Source organism: Streptomyces sp. NPDC042201, from assembly GCF_055582185.1.
Genome location: NZ_JBVJDS010000003.1, coordinates 736122 through 753723 on the forward strand (window position 1 = coordinate 736122; position 17602 = coordinate 753723).

A 17602-nucleotide genomic window follows, 5' to 3' on the forward strand; every position below is an offset into this window, starting at 1 on the left:
TGCGGGGTGCGGGATTGCGGGATTGCGGGTGCGGAGGGTGCGCGGTGTTCGGCGCGGGTCCGGCGTGCGGGGTGCGCGCGGTGCGCGGGCGGAGCGGCTGGTCAGCCGGTGTCAGACGTCCAGCCACTCCTTGACGAAGGCGACCACACGGACCACGACGGCGTCGACGACCGCCTGTCCGTCCTCGGCGGTCGCCCGGCGCGGGTCACCGAGGATGCCATTGGCGCTGAGCCGGTCGTAGCGGACGGCGAGCGCCGGATGGCTGCCGTGCCGTGAGAGCCGGGAGAGCGGATCGAGTTGGGCGGTGGCGGTCGTACCGGCGGCGAGCCGGTCGGTGTGCACCAGATGCGGGGTGAGATGGAGCAGCTGCGCGGTCTCGGCCTCGCCGCCGTGGCCGTGCACCTCGCTGACCCCCATACCGGACACGACATCGGCAGCGAGCGCGGTGACGGGTGTCCACGCGAACTGCAGATCGGGGTGGGTGGTGAGCAGATCCTGCGCCACCGTGGTCAGGGTGGCGTTGTTGCCGCCGTGACCGGTTATCACGAGCACCTTCCGCCAGCCGTGCCGGTACAGGCTCCCGACGTACTCACGGACCACCGCGGCCAGGGTCGTGGTGGTCAGGGTGACCGTGCCGGCGAAGGCGAGATGGTGCGGGGAGACACCGACCGGCAGCTGCGGACCGATCACCGCACGGCCGGCCAGTTCGGCGGCCACGCGTTCGGCCACCCCCTCGGCCCGGATGGTGTCCGTGGCGAGAGGCATACCGGGACCGTGCTGTTCGAACGCGCCGGCCGGGATGATCACCACGGGGCTCGCCGTGACCGCCGCGGCCGCCTCTTCGGTGGTCATCTCGGCCAGCCGCAGCGGCTGTCGGGCGCTCATCGGCCGGTCCCCGGGGCGGTCTCCGGGACAGTGTTCGGGGCGGTCTCCGGGACGGCGTCCGGGAAATCGGCGGCGAGGACCGCTTCGCGGATGGACCCCAGATGTTCCCGGGTCAGCCGCTCGGCCGCGTCCGCGTCCCCGTCCCGTACCGCCTCGAAGATCTCCACGTGTTCGGCGTGGTCCCGGGCGCGGTCGTTGTACCGGTGCCGGATCTCGACCTGTTCCCGCGCCCTGACCTGGAGCAGCGCCTCGACGGCTTCCCGCAGCAGCGCGTTGCCACTGGCGGCGGCCAGTGCCACATGGAAGTGCACCGACTGCCGCAGCGATTCGTCCGGCGGATGCAGCGCGTTGGCGGACGCCGCCTCCAGCTCCCCGACCGCCTCCGGCGCGCGGGTACGCGCCGCGGCGGCCGCCACGGCCGGCTCCAGGACCAGCCGCGCCTCGACGAGTTCGAGCACCGACTCGCGGCTGCCACGCGGAAGGTGGGGATTGGCCAGCAGCCGTCGCTCACTGCCCGGGCCCACGTACGTGCCCGAGCCGTGCCGGAACTCCACCACGCCGGTGGCCTCAAGTCTGCGCAGGGCCTCGCGGACCGTGGGCGTGGTGACGTCGAACCGTCGGGCGAGATCCCGCGAGGACGCCAAGGCGTCTCCCGGGACCAGCCGTTCGGCACGGATGATCTCGACGATGCTGTCCGCCAGATGCTCGGACAGTGACAGTTCACTGCGACTCATAAAGTGAATAGATCACTTGATCTCTTCGGGTGTCAATGGTCGCGACGTGACATGTTCCGTCCGTGCGTGGGGTCCAGTGCCTGGGCGGCGACGAGATGAAGGAACTCCCGCTCGTTGCCCGCCAGGCCCGCCGCGCTGAGGGCCTCGTCCGCCTCCGCGATCGGGGCCGCCAGTAACGGGGCGCTCAGGGAGGCCTGCAGGGGATCGTCCAGGACGGCCCGGACAGCCGCCAGAAGTCGGAGATAGGCCCGAGCCGCGGTGTACTCACTGGACATGCCGGACGTTCGGGACGCGGTGGTCATCTCGGCTTCCTTCCCATGAATCCGTCGGACTTTCCAGTCTGATTCATGGGTCTGACAAAGCCGCCGCGCCCTCGTCACCGGCGCCCGGCCGACGCGTCACTCCTCGACGAGCATCCCCTTGCGGAGCCGGCTGATGATCCGGCTCAGCAGCCGGGACACATGCATCTGCGAAACGCCCAGTTCCGCGCCGATCTGGGACTGCGTCATCTCCCGGCCGAAGCGCATCTCCACGATGCTGCGCTCGCGCTCGTCGAGCTGCTTCAGCAGCGGGGCCAGCGTGTGCAGGTCCTCGACCTTCTCCATGGCCGGGTCCGCCTCGCCCATCACATCGGCGAAGGTGCGCCCGCCGCCGTTGGGCTGTCCCTCGTCGCCGGTGGGCATGTCCAGGGAGCCGGCCGTGTAGCCGTTGGTCGCGACCAGGCCCTCGATGACCTCTTCGTCGCTGATGCCGAGCAGCTCGGCGAGTTCCTTGACGGTCGGATCCCGGTCCAGGCTGGTGGCCAGGTGTTCCTTGGCCTTGGCCAGCTCGACGCGCAGCTCCTGGAGACGGCGCGGAACATGGACGGCCCAGCTGGTGTCACGGAAGAAGCGCTTGATCTCGCCCACGATGTAGGGGACCGCGAAGGAGGTGAACTCGACCTCGCGGGACAGATCGAACCGGTCGATCGCCTTGATCAGGCCGATCGTGCCGACCTGGAGGATGTCCTCCATGTCGCCGCCGCCCCGGTTGCGGAAGCGGCTCGCCGCGAAGCGGACCAGCGACTGGTTCATCTCGATGAGAGTGTTGCGCGCGTACTGGTACTCGTGCGTGCCCTCTTCCAGGACCTGGAGCTGATCGAAGAACACCTTCGACAGCGCACGCGCGTCCTTCGGGGCGATCTTGCCCGCGTCCTCGATCCACGGCAGCTCGTCGGAGGGTGCTCCAGCCCTGGGAGCGAGGACACCCTCCGCCTGCTCCACTTCGGCAGCATGCACAGTTCTGGTCGTCATGACATCACCCTCCAGCGCAGCGGACCCTACAAAGGGCGCTCCTGCCCTGAACGCGCCCGCTCATGTCCGGCTGTCCGAGACCAGTTCTCCGGGGCCCGCGCCGGAGCCCGCGTCGGAGGGCGGCGGCCGCCACAGCCTGATCACCAGCCATACGGCGGACAGCGCGAACAGGGCGGCGGTGATCAGCAGCCAACGGCCCAGGAACACATCGATGGTGAGCCGCGTGTCCGCCTCGTAGGTCCGCCGCGACGTCCGCAGCACCAGCGGCCAGTACACGAGCAGCAACAGCAGGGAGACAGCGGCCGGGACGCGTACGTGATGGACCGCCGTACGTGGGACGGCGCCACGGGGCCGCAGCACCGACCGGACGGCGCGGTCACCGAGCGCGTACAGCGGCACCAGCACCAGATCGTGCAGGACGGCGGCTCCCACGAACCAGACCAGGATGAAGAGCCAGTCGCCCTTCAGGAGCCTGATCCCGGCGTAGGCGCAGAGCGCGAACGAAGCCAGCAGCAGAAGGAGCTGCAGCGGCGACTCCCCGTACAGACGCCGGAAGTGCCGCCGGGCGCCGAAGCGGTGGTGGCCGACCCCGTTCCGCCCCGCGCGTGTGCGCCTCACGCGGGCCATGTTGCCTCCCCGAAGCTCAGCCGCCGGACCCACTTGGTGTTCATCACGCCCGGTGCGCCCGGCACGATGATCCGCGCCGGATAGCCGTGATCCGCCGACAGCACCGCGCCGTTGACCCGCAGCGCGAGCAGCGAACGGGGATCGCGGACCTGGTTGTCGCGCAGCGCGACCGCCCGGAAGGCGCCGCGCCGCTGCGCCGACTCCACGAAGACACTCGGCGGAGCACCGCCCAGCCCGACCAGCGCGGCGAGATCGGCCAGCCGGACCCCCTCCCACCGCTGGTCGGAGGTGGACCAGCCCTCCACACAGGCGATCGGCAACGCCGAGCCGTGCTGCGGAAGCCGCTCCACCTCGGCCCTGGTCAGGGTGGCCTCCCGGCCGCCGCCCCGTACGACCAGACGCCAGTCGGGGCCGATGTCCCGCGCCCGGATCCCGGTCGCCGTCACGCCCTTGTTGATCTGGAAGCCGTTCGGTCCCGACCCCGGTTCGCGGTTGTGCGGGGCGAGCAGCGCCGTGCCGCGCAGCGACCCGCCGATGCTCTGACCGGCCGTCACCACGAACAGCGCTAGCGAGCCCAGACCCACCAGACCGAGCGCGCCGCGCCGCGAGATGGTCGGCGGCGCCGGGTCGGCGGAGACCAGCCCGGTCTCGTCCAGCGGCTCGGGCACCGTCCGCGACGCCGGGGTCCGCAGCTCGGCGCGGAGATCGCGGCCGCGCAGCGCGCGCACCATGCGCGGCAGCCGCAGCACGGCGTGGGCGACGAACGCCCCGATGAACACCCACGCCCCGTAGAAGTGCAGCGGATAGAACGAGCCCGGGAAGAGATACTCCAACTGGATATTGAGTACTCCGGTGATGAATTCGAACAGCCCGCCGCCGACCAGCAACAGGAGCGACAGCCGGTCCAGAGCGTGACCGGGCGACCGTACCGGCGGCAGGACGAAGAGCTTCGGCGCGACCGACCACAGCTTCGCGAGCAGCACCGGCACGAGCACGATCCCGAGCGTCACATGCACGCCCTGCGTGACGCGGTACAGCCAGTAGGGATCGGTCTGCCAGGAGAAGAGGTAGAAGCCCAGCACCCCCTTGTCCGGCGTCTTGTCGTTGACCGGGGCCAGATCCGGGTTGTACGCGACGTACGACAGCAGACCCGTGAGGAAGAGAACGGGAATGCCGGCCAGCAGCACCACGGCGAAGACCGAGGTCAGCCAGGGCCCGCGCAATGGGCTGCGCCAGGAGGGGACGAACCGGGCAGGGACGTTCATATCCGTGACCGTAGGTCCTGGTGCGCGCCGGGCCCGGTTACGACGCAGGGCGAGATCTGACGGTTCGGTGACGCGGCCTGTCGGCTGCCCCGGCACGGGGGACCGCGGGCCTAACGTGACGGCGTGACCCCGCCCCGCCCCGGCCTTCCCCAGCCGGAACCGCATCCCGATGCCCCGCACGCCCGTACGCCCCGCCCGCCGCGCGCCGACGGGCACCGGACGCCGCCCGCCGGTCCCCGAAGATCCACCGGACACGCCCTGGACCTGGCGGCGGCCGGCGCGGGCGCGCTCCTCTTCGCCGTCGCCGCCGTGGCCGGCACCCTGATCGAGCGGTACGACGACACCCTGCATGTCAACTGGGCGCCCCTCCTCGCCCAGTGGATGCCGCACCTCGGCCCCGGCACCCTCCCCGCGCTCGTGATCGCCGTCGCGGTGATCCTGTACGGCCCGCCCCTCGCCGCCCGGCTGTCCTGGCGCCGGCTGACCTGGGCGGCCTGGGCGGCCACCATGGCCTGGACCTGGTCGCTGGCGCTGGTCGACGGCTGGCAGCGCGGCGTGGCGGCCCGGCTGACCACCCCGCACGAGTATCTGCGCGGAGTCGACCGGTTCGACGACATCGGCGCCACCCTGCGGGACTTCACCCGGCACATCCTGATCAACTCACCGGACAACTGGCCGACGCATATCGCGGGACACCCGCCGGCCGCCGTCCTGACCTTTGTCGGCCTGGACCGGGCCGGCCTCGGCGGCGGGGCATGGGCCGCCGCGTTCTGCGTCGTCACCGGCGCCTCGACGGCGGCCGCCGTACTCGTCACCCTGCGCGCGCTAGGCGCCGAGCGCGCGGCCCGCGCCGCGGCCCCCTTCCTCGTGCTCGCCCCCGCCGCCGTCTGGGTCGGCGCCTCCGCCGACGGCTACTTCGCGGCCGTCGCCGCCTGGGCGCTCGCGCTGCTGGCACACGCGGCGACCCGCACGGCCCGCGCACCCCGCGCGGCGGCGCTGGGCTCCGGTCTGCTGTTCGGACTGACCGTCCATCTGTCGTACGGACTGACGCTGATGGTGATTCCGGCCGCGATGGTGCTGCTTCTCGCCCGGACGGCACGGCCGCTGCCGCTCGCGCTGCTGGGGTTCGCCGCGGTGGCGGGGGTCTTCCTGCTGGCCGGGTTCCGCTGGTGGGAGGCGTACGGACTGCTGGTCGAGCGCTACTACCAGGGCGTGGCCAGGGAGCGTCCTTACGGGTATTGGGTATGGGCCAATCTCGCCACCGTGATGGTCACGGCGGGACTCGCGTCCGTCGCCGGCATCCGGCGCGCACCGGCCGCCGCCGCGCCGTCCCTACGGCGGCTGCGCGACGGACTGCGGGACGGCGGGCCCGCCGAAGGCGACCGGGGCGGTGACGGCCGGGTCGCGCTCCTGGTGGCCGCCGTGCTGCTCGCGCTGGTGGCTGCCGACCTGTCCGGCATGAGCAAGGCCGAGACCGAACGCATCTGGCTGCCGTTCACGCTCTGGCTGCCCGCGGCCGCCGCGCTGCTGCCCGCCGGGAAGCACCGAGGCTGGCTGGCGGCGCAGGCCGTGACCGCCCTCCTCGTCAATCATCTGCTGCTGACCTATTGGTAAGGACGGGGAACGTTCATATTCCGTAAGGACGTTGAATCTTCACCCGGACCCGGAAAGCGCGTGGAATACGGATATGCGTATCCCGACATTCCTTCCCCGCTTCCGGGGCCGGTCGCACGACCCGCGCACCGCGACCGTGGTGGGCCGGCTGCTGGGCCTGGCCCTTCTGGTCTGCTTTCTCACCGGCGTGCTCAGCCATGTGCTCCAGGAGCCGCCCACCTGGGCCGCCGGCCGTCTCCCGACGCGTCCCGTCTCCGGATACCGCGTCACGCAGGGCCTTCACGTCATCAGCGGTATCGCCGCCGTACCGCTGCTGCTGGTAAAACTCTGGACCGTTTATCCACGGCTTTTCAGCTGGCCCCCGGTGCGTTCCGTGGCGCACGCGCTGGAACGCGATTCCCTCGCCGTTCTGGTGGCGGCCACCCTGCTCGAACTGTTCATGGGACTGCTCAATACCGCGCAGTGGTATCTCTGGCCTTTCTCCTTCCGGCAGGTCCACTGGTCGCTCGCCTGGGTCATCATCGGCGCGCTGCTGGTCCATCTCGCCGTGAAGGCACCCCTGATCGCCGCGCACTGGCGCCGTACCCCGCCCGGGACGGCCGAGCCCGCCGCCGACGGCGTGGAGCGGCGCTCGCTGCTGCTCGGGCTCGCCGCCGCTGTCGGCGCGGTCACCGTCGTCTCGGCCGGCCAGTCGGTGACCCCGCTGGAGGGGCTCCTGCTGCTTGCCCCGCGCGACCCCGGCACAGGACCGCAGGGCCTGCCCGTCAACCGCACGGCCGCGGCGGCCGGCATCACCGCTGACGACCTGCGGGAGTGGCGGCTGCGGGTGGCGGGACCGGAGCCGTACGAACTGACCCTCGCCGAGCTGCGCGCGATGCCGCAGCACCGCGTCGAGCTTCCCATCGCCTGCGTGGAGGGCTGGTCGAAGTCGGCGCACTGGGAAGGGGTACGGGTCAAGGACCTGCTGGCCCGCGCGGGGGCGCGGGACGGCGCCGCGCTGCGGATCGTCTCCCTGCAGCGCCACGGCGGATACGGCGTCAGCGAGATGGACCGCGCCTACACCCGCGACGGACTCACCCTGCTGGCGCTGCGTCTCAACGGAGCGGTCCTCTCACCCGACCACGGCTATCCGGCGCGGATCATCGCGCCCAACCGGCCCGGGGTCCTGCAGACCAAATGGGTCACCCGGCTGGAGGTCATGGCATGAGCGCCGCGAACGTCTCCCGGATCGCCCTCGGCGCCCTCGGCGTACTCGCCCTGGGCTTCGGGGGGTACGAACTCCTCGACCGCACCCGTCCTGGCGACCCCGCCGAGGTGGCCCTGTGGCTCGCCGGAGCCGTCGCGCTGCACGACGGGCTGCTCGTCCCTCTGGTCCTCGGTGCCGGGCTGCTCCTCGGCCGGACCCGGCTCAGGACCGTCCTGCGCGGCGGTCTGCTGACGGCCGGCTGTCTGACCCTGCTGGCGCTGCCGCTCCTGCTCCGCCCCGGAAAGCCGGACAACCCGTCCGTGCTCCCGCTCGACTATCCCGTGAACTGGGCCGTCGCCCTGGGCATCACCGCGCTCGCCACGGCGTGCGCCGGCTGGGCCACCCGGCGCGCCACGCCTACGGAAGGACCGACGTCAGATACTTGACCGTCGCCGGATCCGCCGGGAGGAAGGTCTCGACGGCCAGTTCGGCGACCGTCACATCCATCGGCGTGTTGAAGGTGGAGATGGACGACACGAAGGACAGCACGTGCCCGTCGTGCTCGATCCGCATCGGAAGCGCGAAACCCGGCATCGCGGCAGGGCCGTCCGCGTGGGCCGCCGCCTCTGCCCGTGCCGCGTCGGGGCGTGGGGCCGGCAGCGGATAGGCGGCCACCTCCTCGTACAGCTCGCGCAGCGCCGGGGAGCGGGAGAGCGCGAGCTGACGCCCCATCTGCTCCAGCAGATGCCCGCGCCACTCCGGCAGATTGCGGATCCGCGGAGCGAGCCCCTCCGGATGAAGGGTGATCCGCATGGCGTTCAAGGGCGGTGCCAGCAGTTTCTCGGGCAGCCCCTCCATCAGCAGGGCGATGCCCCGGTTGGCGGCCACCACGGTGTACGTCCCGTCGACGACCACCGCCGGATACGGCTCGTAGCCCCGCAACAACTGGCCGAGGCCCTCGCGCAGGGCGTCCATGGCCGGGTCGTCGAGCGCCGTCTCGGTGAACCGGGGCGCGTAACCCGCCGCCAGCAGCAGGACATTGCGCTCCCGCACCGGAACATCGAGATGCTCGGCGAGCCGCAGCACCATCTCCTCGCTGGGCCGGGACCGGCCCGTCTCGATGAAGCTGATGTGCCGGGCGGACGAATCCGCCCGCAGGGCCAGCTCCAGCTGGCTGACCCGGCGCTGCCGGCGCCAGTCGCGCAACAGGGGACCGACTGCCGTGTCCGGGGCGAGAGCTGCCATACGAGGACCGTAATGCAACGGCCGAGGAGGGTCATACACCGCGGGACATCCGCTGAAACCGACCCGCGCGGCACGGCGGACACGGGGCGCGCGCACGACGACGTATCGTCGGCCGGGTCGCTGCCCGTTCCCGGAAGGAGCCCCCCATGGCCACCGAGGCGCTGTCGCAGAAGGAGACCGAGGACCGGCTGCGGGAGCTTCCCGACTGGAGCCTCAAGGAGGGGCGCATCGCCCGTTCGTACCGGCTCGGCAGCCACTTCGCGGCGACCGCCATGGTCGTCCATGTCGCCCAGATCCAGGAGGAGCTGAACCACCACTCCGACCTGACCCTCGGCTATAACACCGTCTCCCTCGCCGTGCACACGCATGACGCGGGTGGCGCCGTCACCGAGCGGGACTTCACGCTCGCGCGACGCGTCGAGGAAATTGCCCCGGCACACGGCGCGAACTGATCGGTGCGGCGACAGACACCCCCGCCGGTGCATTTACGCTGGTGACCATGGACGTACTGGCCGGACTCCTCGACGGACCGCGGGCCCGGGGGGCTTTTCTGCTGCGCATGGTGATGGAGCCGCCGTGGTCCGTCCGCATCGAGGACCGCGCCCCGCTCTGCCTGATGTGCGTCACCCGCGGTGAGGCCTGGATCGTCCCCGACGGCGGCGGGGATCCGGTGTGCTTACGCCCCGGGGGTGTCGCGGTCGTCCGCGGCCCGGAGCCGTACATCACCGCCGACCGCCCCGAGACCAGCCCCCGCGCGCTCATCGGCCCAGGCGGCGTCTGCCACACCCTGGAGGGCGAACCGCTCGCCCAGTCCATGCGGCTGGGGGTACGGACCTGGGGGAACGCCCCGGACGGCGGGACGACCGTCCTGATCGGCACGTACCAGATGGACGGCGAGGTCAGCAGACGGCTGCTCGACGCGCTGCCCACCCTGCTCCAGCTGCCCGCCGACGCGTGGAACGGTCCGCTGATGCCGGTCCTCGACGACGAGATCTCCCGGGACGAGCCCGGCCAGAGCGTGGTGCTCGACCGGGTGCTCGACCTGATGCTGATCGCCGTGCTCAGGGCGTGGTTCTCGCGCCCCGACGCGGAGGCACCCGGCTGGTACCGCGCCATGGCCGATCCGACGGTCGGCGGCGCCCTGCGGCTGCTGCAGAACGACCCGGCCCGTCCCTGGACGGTCGCCTCGCTCGCCGCCGCGTGCGGAATATCGCGGGCCGGGCTCGCCCGCCGCTTCACCGAGCTGGTCGGGGAACCCCCGATGGCGTACCTCACCGGCTGGCGGCTCGCGCTCGCCGCCGATCTGCTGCGCGGAACGGACGCCACGGTCGAGTCGGTGGCCAGGAAGGTCGGCTACAGCGGTTCGTTCGCGCTCAGCGCGGCCTTCAAGCGGGTACGGGGCGTCAGCCCCCAGGAGTACCGGGCGGGCGGCGCGACGACCGGAGCGGTACCGGGCGCCGCGGCAGGCACCGTGCCGGAGCAGCAGCGGAGCTCGCCGTAACCCCGGCAACGACGGCGCCGCCGGCCGGTGTCGGCCGGCGGCGCCGGGTGACGCGGTGTCCGGTCGGGTCTTCCGAACCGCCGGTCCCGCTCGCGTCAGCGGTTGACCGTCGCCGGGTCCGGGCCGATGCGCTTGCCCTCGTCGAGCGCGGCGAACGCCGCCAGGTCGTCGGCGTCCAGCTCGAAGCCGAACACGTCGAGGTTCTCCCGGATCCGGGACGGGGTCACGGACTTGGGGATCACCACGTTCCCCAGCTGGAGGTGCCAGCGCAGCACCACCTGGGCCGGGGTCTTCCCGTGCTTCCGCGCGATGGCCACCACCGTCGGAACCTCCAGCAGACCCTTGCCCTGGCCCAGCGGCGACCAGGCCTCGGTGAGGATGGAGCGCTCCGCGTGGAAGGCACGGGACTCGCCTTGCTGGAGCTGCGGGTGCAGCTCGATCTGGTTGACCGCCGGGACCACGGAGGTCTCGCCGATCAGCCGCTCCAGGTGCGCCGGAAGGAAGTTGGAGACACCGATGCTCCTGGCCCGGCCGTCCGCGTGGATCTTCTCGAACGCCCGGTACGTGTCGACATAGGTGCCGGCCTCCGGCATCGGCCAGTGGATGAGATAGAGATCGACATAGTCCAGGCCGAGCTTCTCCAGCGAGGTGTCGAAGGCGCGCAGCGTGGAGTCGTACCCCTGCTCGCTGTTCCACAGCTTGGTGGTGATGAAGAGATCCTCACGGGGTGTCCCTGAGGCGGCGATGGCCTTGCCCGTGCCCTCTTCGTTGCCGTAGATGGCGGCGGTGTCGATGCTTCGGTAGCCGGCCTCCAGGGCGGTGCCGACGGCCTGTGCCGCCTCGTCGTCCGGCACCTGCCAGACACCGAAGCCGAGCTGGGGCATTTCGATGCCGTTGTTGAGAGTGAGGGTGGGGACCTTGCTCACGGGCGGTCGATCCTAACGTCGTCGGTTGCTTCTCCGTCGTACAACGATCACGAGGGCGGACGGATTCCCGCCACCATGTCCGTCGGGCGCCGGCGGTGCCGCCTCAACGGTAGAGCGCGTCGACCTCGACGGCGTAGGCGGCCTCGATCGCCTTGCGCTTGAGCTTCAGCGACGGCGTCAGCAGCCCGTGTTCCTCGCTGAAGGGATGCGCCAGGATCCGGAACGTACGGATCGACTCGGCCTGCGACACCGCCGTGTTGGCGGCCACCACCGCACGCCTGACCTCCATCTCCAGATCCGGATCCCGCACCAGCTCGGCGGGTTTGAGCCGTGGCTTGCCCTGGACGGACAGCCAGTGTTCGACGGCCTCCTGGTCCACGGTGACCAGCGCCGCGATGTACGGCCGGTCGTTGCCGACCACGATGCACTGCGACACCAGCGGATGCGCCCGTACCCGCTCCTCCAGGGCCCCGGGAGACACGCTCTTGCCGCCGGAGGTCACCAGGATCTCCTTCTTCCGGCCGGTGATGGTCAGATAGCCGTCCTCGTCGAGCGCCCCCAGATCGCCGGTCGCGAGCCAGCCGTCCTGGAGGACGGCGTCGGTGGCCTTCGGATCGTTGAGATAGCCGGCGAAGACCTGGCCGCCGCGCAGCCACACCTCGCCGTCCTCCGCGATGTGCACGGTGGTGCCGGGGATCGGCTGCCCGACCGTGCCGTAGCGGGTGCGCTCGGGCGGGTTGGCCGTGGCCGCCGCGCACGACTCCGTGAGTCCGTACCCCTCGTAGACGATGACGCCCGCGCCCGCGAAGAACAGCCCGAGCCGCCGGTCCATCGCGGAGCCGCCGGACATGGCGTGCCGTACGCGGCCGCCCATCGCGTCGCGGACCTTGCTGTAGACGGCCTTCTCGAAGAACTGGTGCTGCACGCGCAGCGCGGGGGAAGGCCCGTGCCCGACTCCGAACGCCCGGTGCTCCATCGCCTCCGCGTAGCGCACCGCCACCTCGACGGCCTTGTCGAAGGGCCCGGCCTTGGCGTCCTTCTCCGCCTTGCGGCGCGCGGCGTTGTAGACCTTCTCGAAGATGTACGGCACCGCCAGGATGAATGTCGGCCGGAACGCGGCCAGATCGGGCAGCAGGGCGCTCGCCTGGAGGGCCGGCTGATGGCCCAGCTTCACCCGGCCGCGGACCGCCGCGATCTCGACCATCCGTCCGAAGACATGCGCCAGCGGCAGGAAGAGCAGCGTCGACGCCTCGTCACCCGACTTGGTGTGGAAGACCGGCTCCCAGCGGTTGAGCACCGTGTCCGCCTCGAACATGAAATGGGCGTGGGTGAGCACACAGCCCTTGGGGCGGCCGGTGGTGCCCGAGGTGTAGATGACGGTGGCCACGGAGTCGGGCGTCACCGCTTTCCTGTGCCGGTGCACCACGTCGTCGTCGATGCCGGCGCCCGCACCGAGCAGCTCCTCGACGGCGCCGGCGTCCAGCTGCCACAGCCGCCCGAGCCGCGGCAGCCGGTCGATCACCGAGCCGACGGTCATGGCGTGGTCCTCGTGCTCGACCACACAGGCCGAGACATCGGCGTCGTGCAGCATCCAGTAGACCTGCTCGGCGGAGGAGGTCGGGTAGACCGGCACGGACTGGGCGCCGACGGCCCAGATCGCGAAGTCGAAGAGCGTCCACTCGTAGCGGGTACGGGACATGATCGCGACCCGGTCCCCGAACCGCACGCCGTGCGCGAGCAGCCCCTTCGCCAGACCGAGCACCTCGTCGCGGAACACGGCGGAGGTCACGTCCCGCCAGCGGCCCTCCTTGTCCTTACGGCCGAGCGCGATACGGCGCGGGTCGTCGAGGGCATGATCGAACACGGCGTCCGCGAGCCCACCGACGGGGGGCGCAGCGGCCAAGGGGGGGACGGTGAACTCGCGCAATGACTTGCTCCTTGTGGCGCTCCGCACAGCGCCGGTGACGGTACCCCACGGCGGGGCCCGGCGGGAGAGTGTGCACGGCGCCGGAGCAGAGCCGTATCACCACAGGTCAGCGCCTGAAACGAGACCGGATCGGCGAGGGCCGGGCACACTTCTGACCGAAGGGTAGGTTCGTCGCGGGGGAATCTCCACCAAACCCGTACGACGTTGTCACGCGGGCCAGGGATCTTGGTCTGGACCTGCGGGTTTTCCGTTGCCGGGTGGTGTCCGAACGTACGCGGAGCGTGTCGCGGTTCGGCGTCCGGCGGGGGTTCGGGTGCGGGGCCGTTTGTCGTGGTGCGGGGGTCGGCGGCTCCGGAGGTGTGTGTCCGGACTGCATGATTTACGGCGCCGTGCGGCTCGTTTGTCGGGTGCGGCTTGTGTGCGCCGACAAATCACGCTTTACGTCCGGACACACACCTCCTGCGCCCCCACCCCCCTCCCGCCGGTGGCCCACCAGCCCGCTCGGCCCCGCCTGGGGAAGGTGGGGACACGCGCGCCCGTGGCACGAGGGCCGCTCCTCCCGTGTGACGACCGCCCGTCTCCCCGACCGCCGGCGAGTGAGCCGAAGGGGCGCGCCGCTGTCGAAAAGGAGAGCGCGCACAGGCCCCGAGGTACGAGGGGCCGAGCACGGTCGACTGTCGACAGGGGCATAAAGCGCCCCGGAGGCGAACCGAGCCCCAAAAAAAAGGGGGAGTCGGAACCCGGCCGACGCAGGGGGCGCTCCCCGTCGGCCGGGCCCTTTTCCCGTGCAGCGGGGACGAGTCAGACCCCGGTGTGCAGGGCGATCCGCTCATCGCCCGCGTACACGTTCATGGAGGGGCCGCGGAGAAAGCCGACCAGCGTCAGCCCTGTTTCCGCGGCGAGGTCGACGGCGAGCGACGACGGTGCCGACACTGCTGCCAGGACGGGAATGCCCGCCATCACGGCTTTCTGTGCCAGTTCGAAGGAGGCGCGGCCCGAGACCAGCAGGATCGCCCGGGAGAGCGGCAGGAGGTCTTGTCGCAGCGCGCGGCCGACCAGTTTGTCGACCGCGTTGTGGCGGCCGACGTCCTCCCGGATGTCCAGCATTTCGCCGTCCTCGGAGAACAGGGCGGCCGCATGGAGCCCCCCGGTCCGTTCGAAGACCTGTTGTGCCGCCCGCAGCCGGTCGGGGAGGCTGGAGAGCAGTGCGGGCTCGACCCGGACCGGGGGAGTGTCGTTGATCGGGAAACGCGCGGTGGTCCGTACGGCGTCCAGGCTGGCCTTGCCGCACAGGCCGCACGAGGAGGTCGTGTAGACGTTGCGCTCCAGCGTGATGTCCGGGACGGGCACGCCGGGCGCGAGCTGTACGTCGACCACGTTGTACGTGTTGGAGCCGTCGTCCTTCGCGCCGGCGCAGTACACGATGGACCGCACATCGGCGGCCGCCGCGAGCACGCCCTCGCTCACCAGGAAGCCCGCCGCGAGCGCGAAATCGTCGCCCGGGGTGCGCATCGTGATGGCGAGCGGCTTGCCGTTCAGCCGGATTTCCAGGGGTTCTTCGGCGACCAGGGTGTCGGGCCGGGTCGTGACGGATCCGTCCCTGATGCGGATGGTGCGGCGGCGCTCGGTGACCCGTCCCATGGTGATCAGTCCTACTCGTGTCGATCAGCGCTGCTGTACGTGCTGGAAGCCGAAGCGGCCCTTGATGCAGAGGTTGCCGTGGGTCACCGGGTTGTCGTGCGGCGAGGTGACCTTCACGATCTCATTCTCCTGTACGTGCAGGGTCAGATTGCAGCCAACACCGCAGTACGCGCAGATCGTGGTGGTCTCCGTCTGGACCGACTCGTCCCAGGTGCCCGCCTCGCGCATGTCGAACTCCGACTTGAAGCTGAGCGCTCCGGTCGGGCAGACCTCGATGCAGTTGCCGCAGTAGACACAGGCCGAATCGGTGAGCGGCGCGTCGTGCTCGGTGGAGATACGGGCGTCGAAGCCGCGGCCCGCCACGGAGATCGCGAAGGAGTTCTGCCACTGCTCGCCGCACGCGTCCACGCACTTGTAGCACTGGATGCACTTGTCGTAGTCGCGGACATAGAGATCGTTGTCGATCTTGGGCTCTTCGTTCAGCCGGGCCGCGTCCGGGCCGAAGCGGGCCGGCTCGGCCTCGTACTCCTTGATCCACTCGGCGGCCCTCGGGGTGGTCGAGAGATCCGTCGAGGAGGCGAGGAGTTCGAGGACGATCTTCCGGCTGTGCCGGGCGCGCTCGGTGTCCGTGCGGACGTCCATGCCCGCCTCGGCGCGGCGCGAGCAGGCCGGCGCGAGGGTACGGGCGCCCTCGACCTCGACGACACACACCCGGCAGGCGTTCTTCGGCGTGAGCGTGTCGCCCTCGCAGAGGGTCGGGATGTCCTTGCCCGCCGCCCGGCAGGCGTCGAGGAGGGTGGCGCCCTCGGGGATCCGCGTCTCCTGGCCGTCGAGCGTGAACTCGATCAGGCGGCGGGGCGGTTGCAGAGGTACGGCGGTCACTTGTAGGCCCCCAGACGGTCGATGGCGGACTCGATGGCGTTCCACGCGGTCTGTCCCAGACCGCAGATCGAGGCGTCCTTCATAGCTCGCCCGACCTCACGCAGCAGCGCGATGTCGTCGGCGGCCGCGGCGCCGGTACGGTCCACGATCCGGTGCAGCGCCTCCTCCTGCCGGACGGTGCCGACCCGGCAGGGCACGCACTGTCCGCAGGACTCGTCGCGGAAGAATTCGGCGATACGGAGCAGGATCCGCGGCAGCTCGACGGTGTCGTCGAGGACCAGCACCACGCCGGATCCCAGCGTCGTACCGGCCGCCCTGGTCCCTTCGAAGGTGAGCGGGATGTCCCGCTCGTCGGGCCGTACGAAGCCGCCCGCGGCGCCGCCCAGGAGGATCGCCCGCGTGGTGGCGGACGGGCCGGCCAGATCGAGCAGTTCGCCGAGGGTCGCGCCGAACGGCAGCTCGTAGATACCGGGGCGCTCGACGTTCCCGGAGACACAGAACAGCTTGGGTCCGGTGGACCCGCCGGTGCCGATCGCCGCGTACGCCTGCGCGCCGTGCGTCAGGATGGGCAGCACGTTGATCAGCGTCTCGACGTTGTTCTCGGCGGTCGGCTTGGAGAACAGGCCCTTCTCCACCGGGAACGGGGGCTTGGAGCGCGGCTCGCCGCGGTAGCCCTCGATGGAGTTGAACAGCGCGGTCTCCTCACCGCAGATGTAGGCGCCCGCGCCGCGGCGGATCTCGATGTCGAAGGCGTACCCCTGGCCGAGGACGTCGTCCCCCAGCAGTCCGCGGGCGTGCGCCTGGTCGATCGCGTGCCGCAGCAGGCGCAGGGCGCGCGGGTACTCACCGCGCAGATAGAGGTAGCCCCGCCGCGCGCCGACCGCGTACCCGGCGATGGTCATCGCCTCGATCAGGGAGTACGGATCGCCCTCCATGATCACCCGGTCCTTGAAGGTGCCGGGCTCCGACTCGTCGGCGTTGCAGACCAGATAGTGCGGGTGGTCCGGCTGCGAGGCGGTGGCCTGCCATTTGCGCCCGGTGGGGAACGCCGCGCCGCCGCGGCCGACCAGGCCGGCGTCCGTGACCTCCCGGATGACCGCGGCGGGACCGATGTCGAAGGCCCGCCGCAGGGCGGTGTACCCGCCGTGCGCCCGGTAGTCGTCGATGCTGTACGGGTCGACGACCCCGACACGGCCGAGCAGGGTCAGCCCCGGCTGCCCCGCCTGCGGTACGGCCATCACGGCGGCCGGCTCCCCGGGCGCCTCCTCGGGCGCGGCCGCCGCGTGGACGAGCGACTCGGCGGTCGCGGGCGCGATGACAGCCGTCGCGTACCGCCGCGATGCCGGCTCCGCCGCCGCGCCGGCCGCGTCGGCGGGAGCGCCCGCCTGGATCACCAGCGCGGCAGGGGCCCGCTCGCACAGGCCCAGGCAGGGACTCGCCTGCCATACGACGCCTCCCGAGGCCGAGCCCGCCGCCCCGAGGCGTTCCTCCAGATCCGCGCAGAGCGCCGTGGAGCCGCGGCTCGCGCAGGCCAGGTCGGTGCAGACGTGCAGCACTTTCGCGGGGCGCGGCTTGACGGCGAACATCGCGTAGAACGTGGCCACGCCGTAGGCCTCCGCCGGCGGCACTGTGAGCCGCCGGCAGAGGTAGTCCAGCGCGCCCTCGCTGATCCAGCCGACCCGGTCGTTGACCGCGTGCAGCCCCGGCAACAGCAGATCGCGCCGCTCACGTGCCTCGCGGCCGCCCCGTGCCCAGCGCAGATCCGCGTCCGTACGGTCGTCCGCGCCCTCCCAGGCCGACGTCGGCGGGCCGAGCAGCGCGTCGACCGCCGCCCGTTCCTCGTCGGTCGGCTTGCTGTCACCGAAGTGCAGGTCCAC

The 17602-nt window shown here is 71.3% G+C and carries 17 protein-coding genes; 5 read left to right on the forward strand and 12 right to left on the reverse strand.

The features are described 5' to 3' along the window. Positions 1 to 111: 111 nt before the first annotated feature. The 6 genes from ACZ6MZ_RS10695 to ACZ6MZ_RS10720 form a co-directional block, all read right to left on the reverse strand. The gene (locus tag ACZ6MZ_RS10695; protein WP_469351070.1) at positions 112 to 885 is read right to left on the reverse strand and encodes a creatininase family protein; all 774 of its coding nucleotides are present in this window, start codon (positions 883 to 885) and stop codon (positions 112 to 114) included. Then, the gene (locus tag ACZ6MZ_RS10700; protein WP_389784910.1) at positions 882 to 1619 is read right to left on the reverse strand and encodes a FadR/GntR family transcriptional regulator; all 738 of its coding nucleotides are present in this window, start codon (positions 1617 to 1619) and stop codon (positions 882 to 884) included. Before ACZ6MZ_RS10700 ends, ACZ6MZ_RS10695 begins: the two co-directional genes overlap by 4 nt. Before the next feature lie 32 nt (positions 1620 to 1651). Further along, a complete protein-coding gene (locus tag ACZ6MZ_RS10705) occupies positions 1652 to 1921 on the reverse strand; it encodes a hypothetical protein (protein WP_469351072.1) in 270 nt (89 codons plus the stop codon). 96 nt (positions 1922 to 2017) lie between these two features. Beyond that, positions 2018 to 2911 carry an RNA polymerase sigma factor SigF gene (locus ACZ6MZ_RS10710; RefSeq protein WP_469351074.1) on the reverse strand — a complete coding sequence of 298 codons (894 nt, stop codon included), beginning with the start codon at positions 2909 to 2911 and terminating at the stop codon, positions 2018 to 2020. Between the two features lie 60 nt (positions 2912 to 2971). Then, entirely contained in the window at positions 2972 to 3529 is a 558-nt protein-coding gene (locus tag ACZ6MZ_RS10715) for a hypothetical protein (protein WP_469351076.1), read from the reverse strand. Then, a complete protein-coding gene (locus tag ACZ6MZ_RS10720; protein WP_389784913.1) occupies positions 3526 to 4803 on the reverse strand; it encodes a molybdopterin-dependent oxidoreductase in 1278 nt (425 codons plus the stop codon). Before ACZ6MZ_RS10720 ends, ACZ6MZ_RS10715 begins: the two co-directional genes overlap by 4 nt. Before the next feature lie 258 nt (positions 4804 to 5061). On the opposite strand from ACZ6MZ_RS10720, the gene ACZ6MZ_RS10725 reads away from it, so the two are divergent. The 3 genes from ACZ6MZ_RS10725 (at position 5062) to ACZ6MZ_RS10735 (ending at position 8049) form a co-directional block, all read left to right on the forward strand. After that, complete coding sequence (locus tag ACZ6MZ_RS10725) at positions 5062 to 6417, forward strand: hypothetical protein (protein WP_469351140.1); 1356 nt, start codon at positions 5062 to 5064, stop codon at positions 6415 to 6417. Between the two features lie 73 nt (positions 6418 to 6490). Continuing rightward, entirely contained in the window at positions 6491 to 7624 is a 1134-nt protein-coding gene (locus ACZ6MZ_RS10730; protein ID WP_469351077.1) for a molybdopterin-dependent oxidoreductase, read from the forward strand. Continuing rightward, the gene (locus ACZ6MZ_RS10735; RefSeq protein WP_469351079.1) at positions 7621 to 8049 is read left to right on the forward strand and encodes a hypothetical protein; all 429 of its coding nucleotides are present in this window, start codon (positions 7621 to 7623) and stop codon (positions 8047 to 8049) included. The genes ACZ6MZ_RS10730 and ACZ6MZ_RS10735 overlap by 4 nt, the downstream gene beginning before the upstream one ends. On the opposite strand, the gene ACZ6MZ_RS10740 is transcribed toward ACZ6MZ_RS10735, so the two are convergent. Then, positions 8021 to 8848 carry a helix-turn-helix domain-containing protein gene (locus ACZ6MZ_RS10740; RefSeq protein WP_389784918.1) on the reverse strand — a complete coding sequence of 276 codons (828 nt, stop codon included), beginning with the start codon at positions 8846 to 8848 and terminating at the stop codon, positions 8021 to 8023. The genes ACZ6MZ_RS10735 and ACZ6MZ_RS10740 overlap by 29 nt on opposite strands. Positions 8849 to 8994: 146 nt before the next feature. On the opposite strand from ACZ6MZ_RS10740, the gene ACZ6MZ_RS10745 reads away from it, so the two are divergent. Both ACZ6MZ_RS10745 and ACZ6MZ_RS10750 read left to right on the forward strand, forming a co-directional pair. Continuing rightward, positions 8995 to 9300 carry a 4a-hydroxytetrahydrobiopterin dehydratase gene (locus ACZ6MZ_RS10745; protein WP_384337781.1) on the forward strand — a complete coding sequence of 102 codons (306 nt, stop codon included), beginning with the start codon at positions 8995 to 8997 and terminating at the stop codon, positions 9298 to 9300. 47 nt (positions 9301 to 9347) lie between these two features. After that, positions 9348 to 10349 carry an AraC family transcriptional regulator gene (locus ACZ6MZ_RS10750; RefSeq protein ID WP_386876077.1) on the forward strand — a complete coding sequence of 334 codons (1002 nt, stop codon included), beginning with the start codon at positions 9348 to 9350 and terminating at the stop codon, positions 10347 to 10349. Positions 10350 to 10444: 95 nt separating this feature from the next. Here ACZ6MZ_RS10750 and ACZ6MZ_RS10755 read toward each other — a convergent pair whose 3' ends face one another. The 5 genes from ACZ6MZ_RS10755 to ACZ6MZ_RS10775 form a co-directional block, all read right to left on the reverse strand. After that, complete coding sequence (locus ACZ6MZ_RS10755) at positions 10445 to 11275, reverse strand: aldo/keto reductase (RefSeq protein ID WP_469351082.1); 831 nt, start codon at positions 11273 to 11275, stop codon at positions 10445 to 10447. Between the two features lie 103 nt (positions 11276 to 11378). Then, positions 11379 to 13178, reverse strand: coding sequence for an AMP-dependent synthetase/ligase (locus ACZ6MZ_RS10760; RefSeq protein WP_389784925.1), 1800 nt, complete (start codon positions 13176 to 13178; stop codon positions 11379 to 11381). An 825-nt stretch (positions 13179 to 14003) separates the two neighbouring features. Continuing rightward, complete coding sequence (gene fdhD / locus ACZ6MZ_RS10765) at positions 14004 to 14843, reverse strand: formate dehydrogenase accessory sulfurtransferase FdhD (RefSeq protein ID WP_384336893.1); 840 nt, start codon at positions 14841 to 14843, stop codon at positions 14004 to 14006. 24 nt (positions 14844 to 14867) lie between these two features. Continuing rightward, on the reverse strand, positions 14868 to 15725 hold the full coding sequence (locus ACZ6MZ_RS10770; RefSeq protein WP_384181398.1) for a 2Fe-2S iron-sulfur cluster-binding protein: 858 nt from the start codon (positions 15723 to 15725) through the stop codon (positions 14868 to 14870). After that, a complete protein-coding gene (locus ACZ6MZ_RS10775; RefSeq protein ID WP_469351084.1) occupies positions 15722 to 17602 on the reverse strand; it encodes an NAD(P)H-dependent oxidoreductase subunit E in 1881 nt (626 codons plus the stop codon). The genes ACZ6MZ_RS10770 and ACZ6MZ_RS10775 overlap by 4 nt, the downstream gene beginning before the upstream one ends.

What these genes read in the sequence shown, in the direction of transcription:
- ACZ6MZ_RS10730 (WP_469351077.1), top strand. Translation starts at nt 6,491, where the DNA reads ATGCGTATCCCGACATTCCTTCCCCGCTTCCGGGGCCGGTCGCACGAC.
- ACZ6MZ_RS10700 (WP_389784910.1), bottom strand. Translation starts at nt 1,619, where the DNA reads ATGAGTCGCAGTGAACTGTCACTGTCCGAGCATCTGGCGGACAGCATC.
- ACZ6MZ_RS10740 (WP_389784918.1), bottom strand. Translation starts at nt 8,848, where the DNA reads ATGGCAGCTCTCGCCCCGGACACGGCAGTCGGTCCCCTGTTGCGCGAC.
- ACZ6MZ_RS10705 (WP_469351072.1), bottom strand. Translation starts at nt 1,921, where the DNA reads ATGACCACCGCGTCCCGAACGTCCGGCATGTCCAGTGAGTACACCGCG.
- fdhD (WP_384336893.1), bottom strand. Translation starts at nt 14,843, where the DNA reads ATGGGACGGGTCACCGAGCGCCGCCGCACCATCCGCATCAGGGACGGA.
- ACZ6MZ_RS10720 (WP_389784913.1), bottom strand. Translation starts at nt 4,803, where the DNA reads ATGAACGTCCCTGCCCGGTTCGTCCCCTCCTGGCGCAGCCCATTGCGC.
- ACZ6MZ_RS10735 (WP_469351079.1), top strand. Translation starts at nt 7,621, where the DNA reads ATGAGCGCCGCGAACGTCTCCCGGATCGCCCTCGGCGCCCTCGGCGTA.
- ACZ6MZ_RS10710 (WP_469351074.1), bottom strand. Translation starts at nt 2,911, where the DNA reads ATGACGACCAGAACTGTGCATGCTGCCGAAGTGGAGCAGGCGGAGGGT.
- ACZ6MZ_RS10695 (WP_469351070.1), bottom strand. Translation starts at nt 885, where the DNA reads ATGAGCGCCCGACAGCCGCTGCGGCTGGCCGAGATGACCACCGAAGAG.
- ACZ6MZ_RS10745 (WP_384337781.1), top strand. Translation starts at nt 8,995, where the DNA reads ATGGCCACCGAGGCGCTGTCGCAGAAGGAGACCGAGGACCGGCTGCGG.
- ACZ6MZ_RS10750 (WP_386876077.1), top strand. Translation starts at nt 9,348, where the DNA reads ATGGACGTACTGGCCGGACTCCTCGACGGACCGCGGGCCCGGGGGGCT.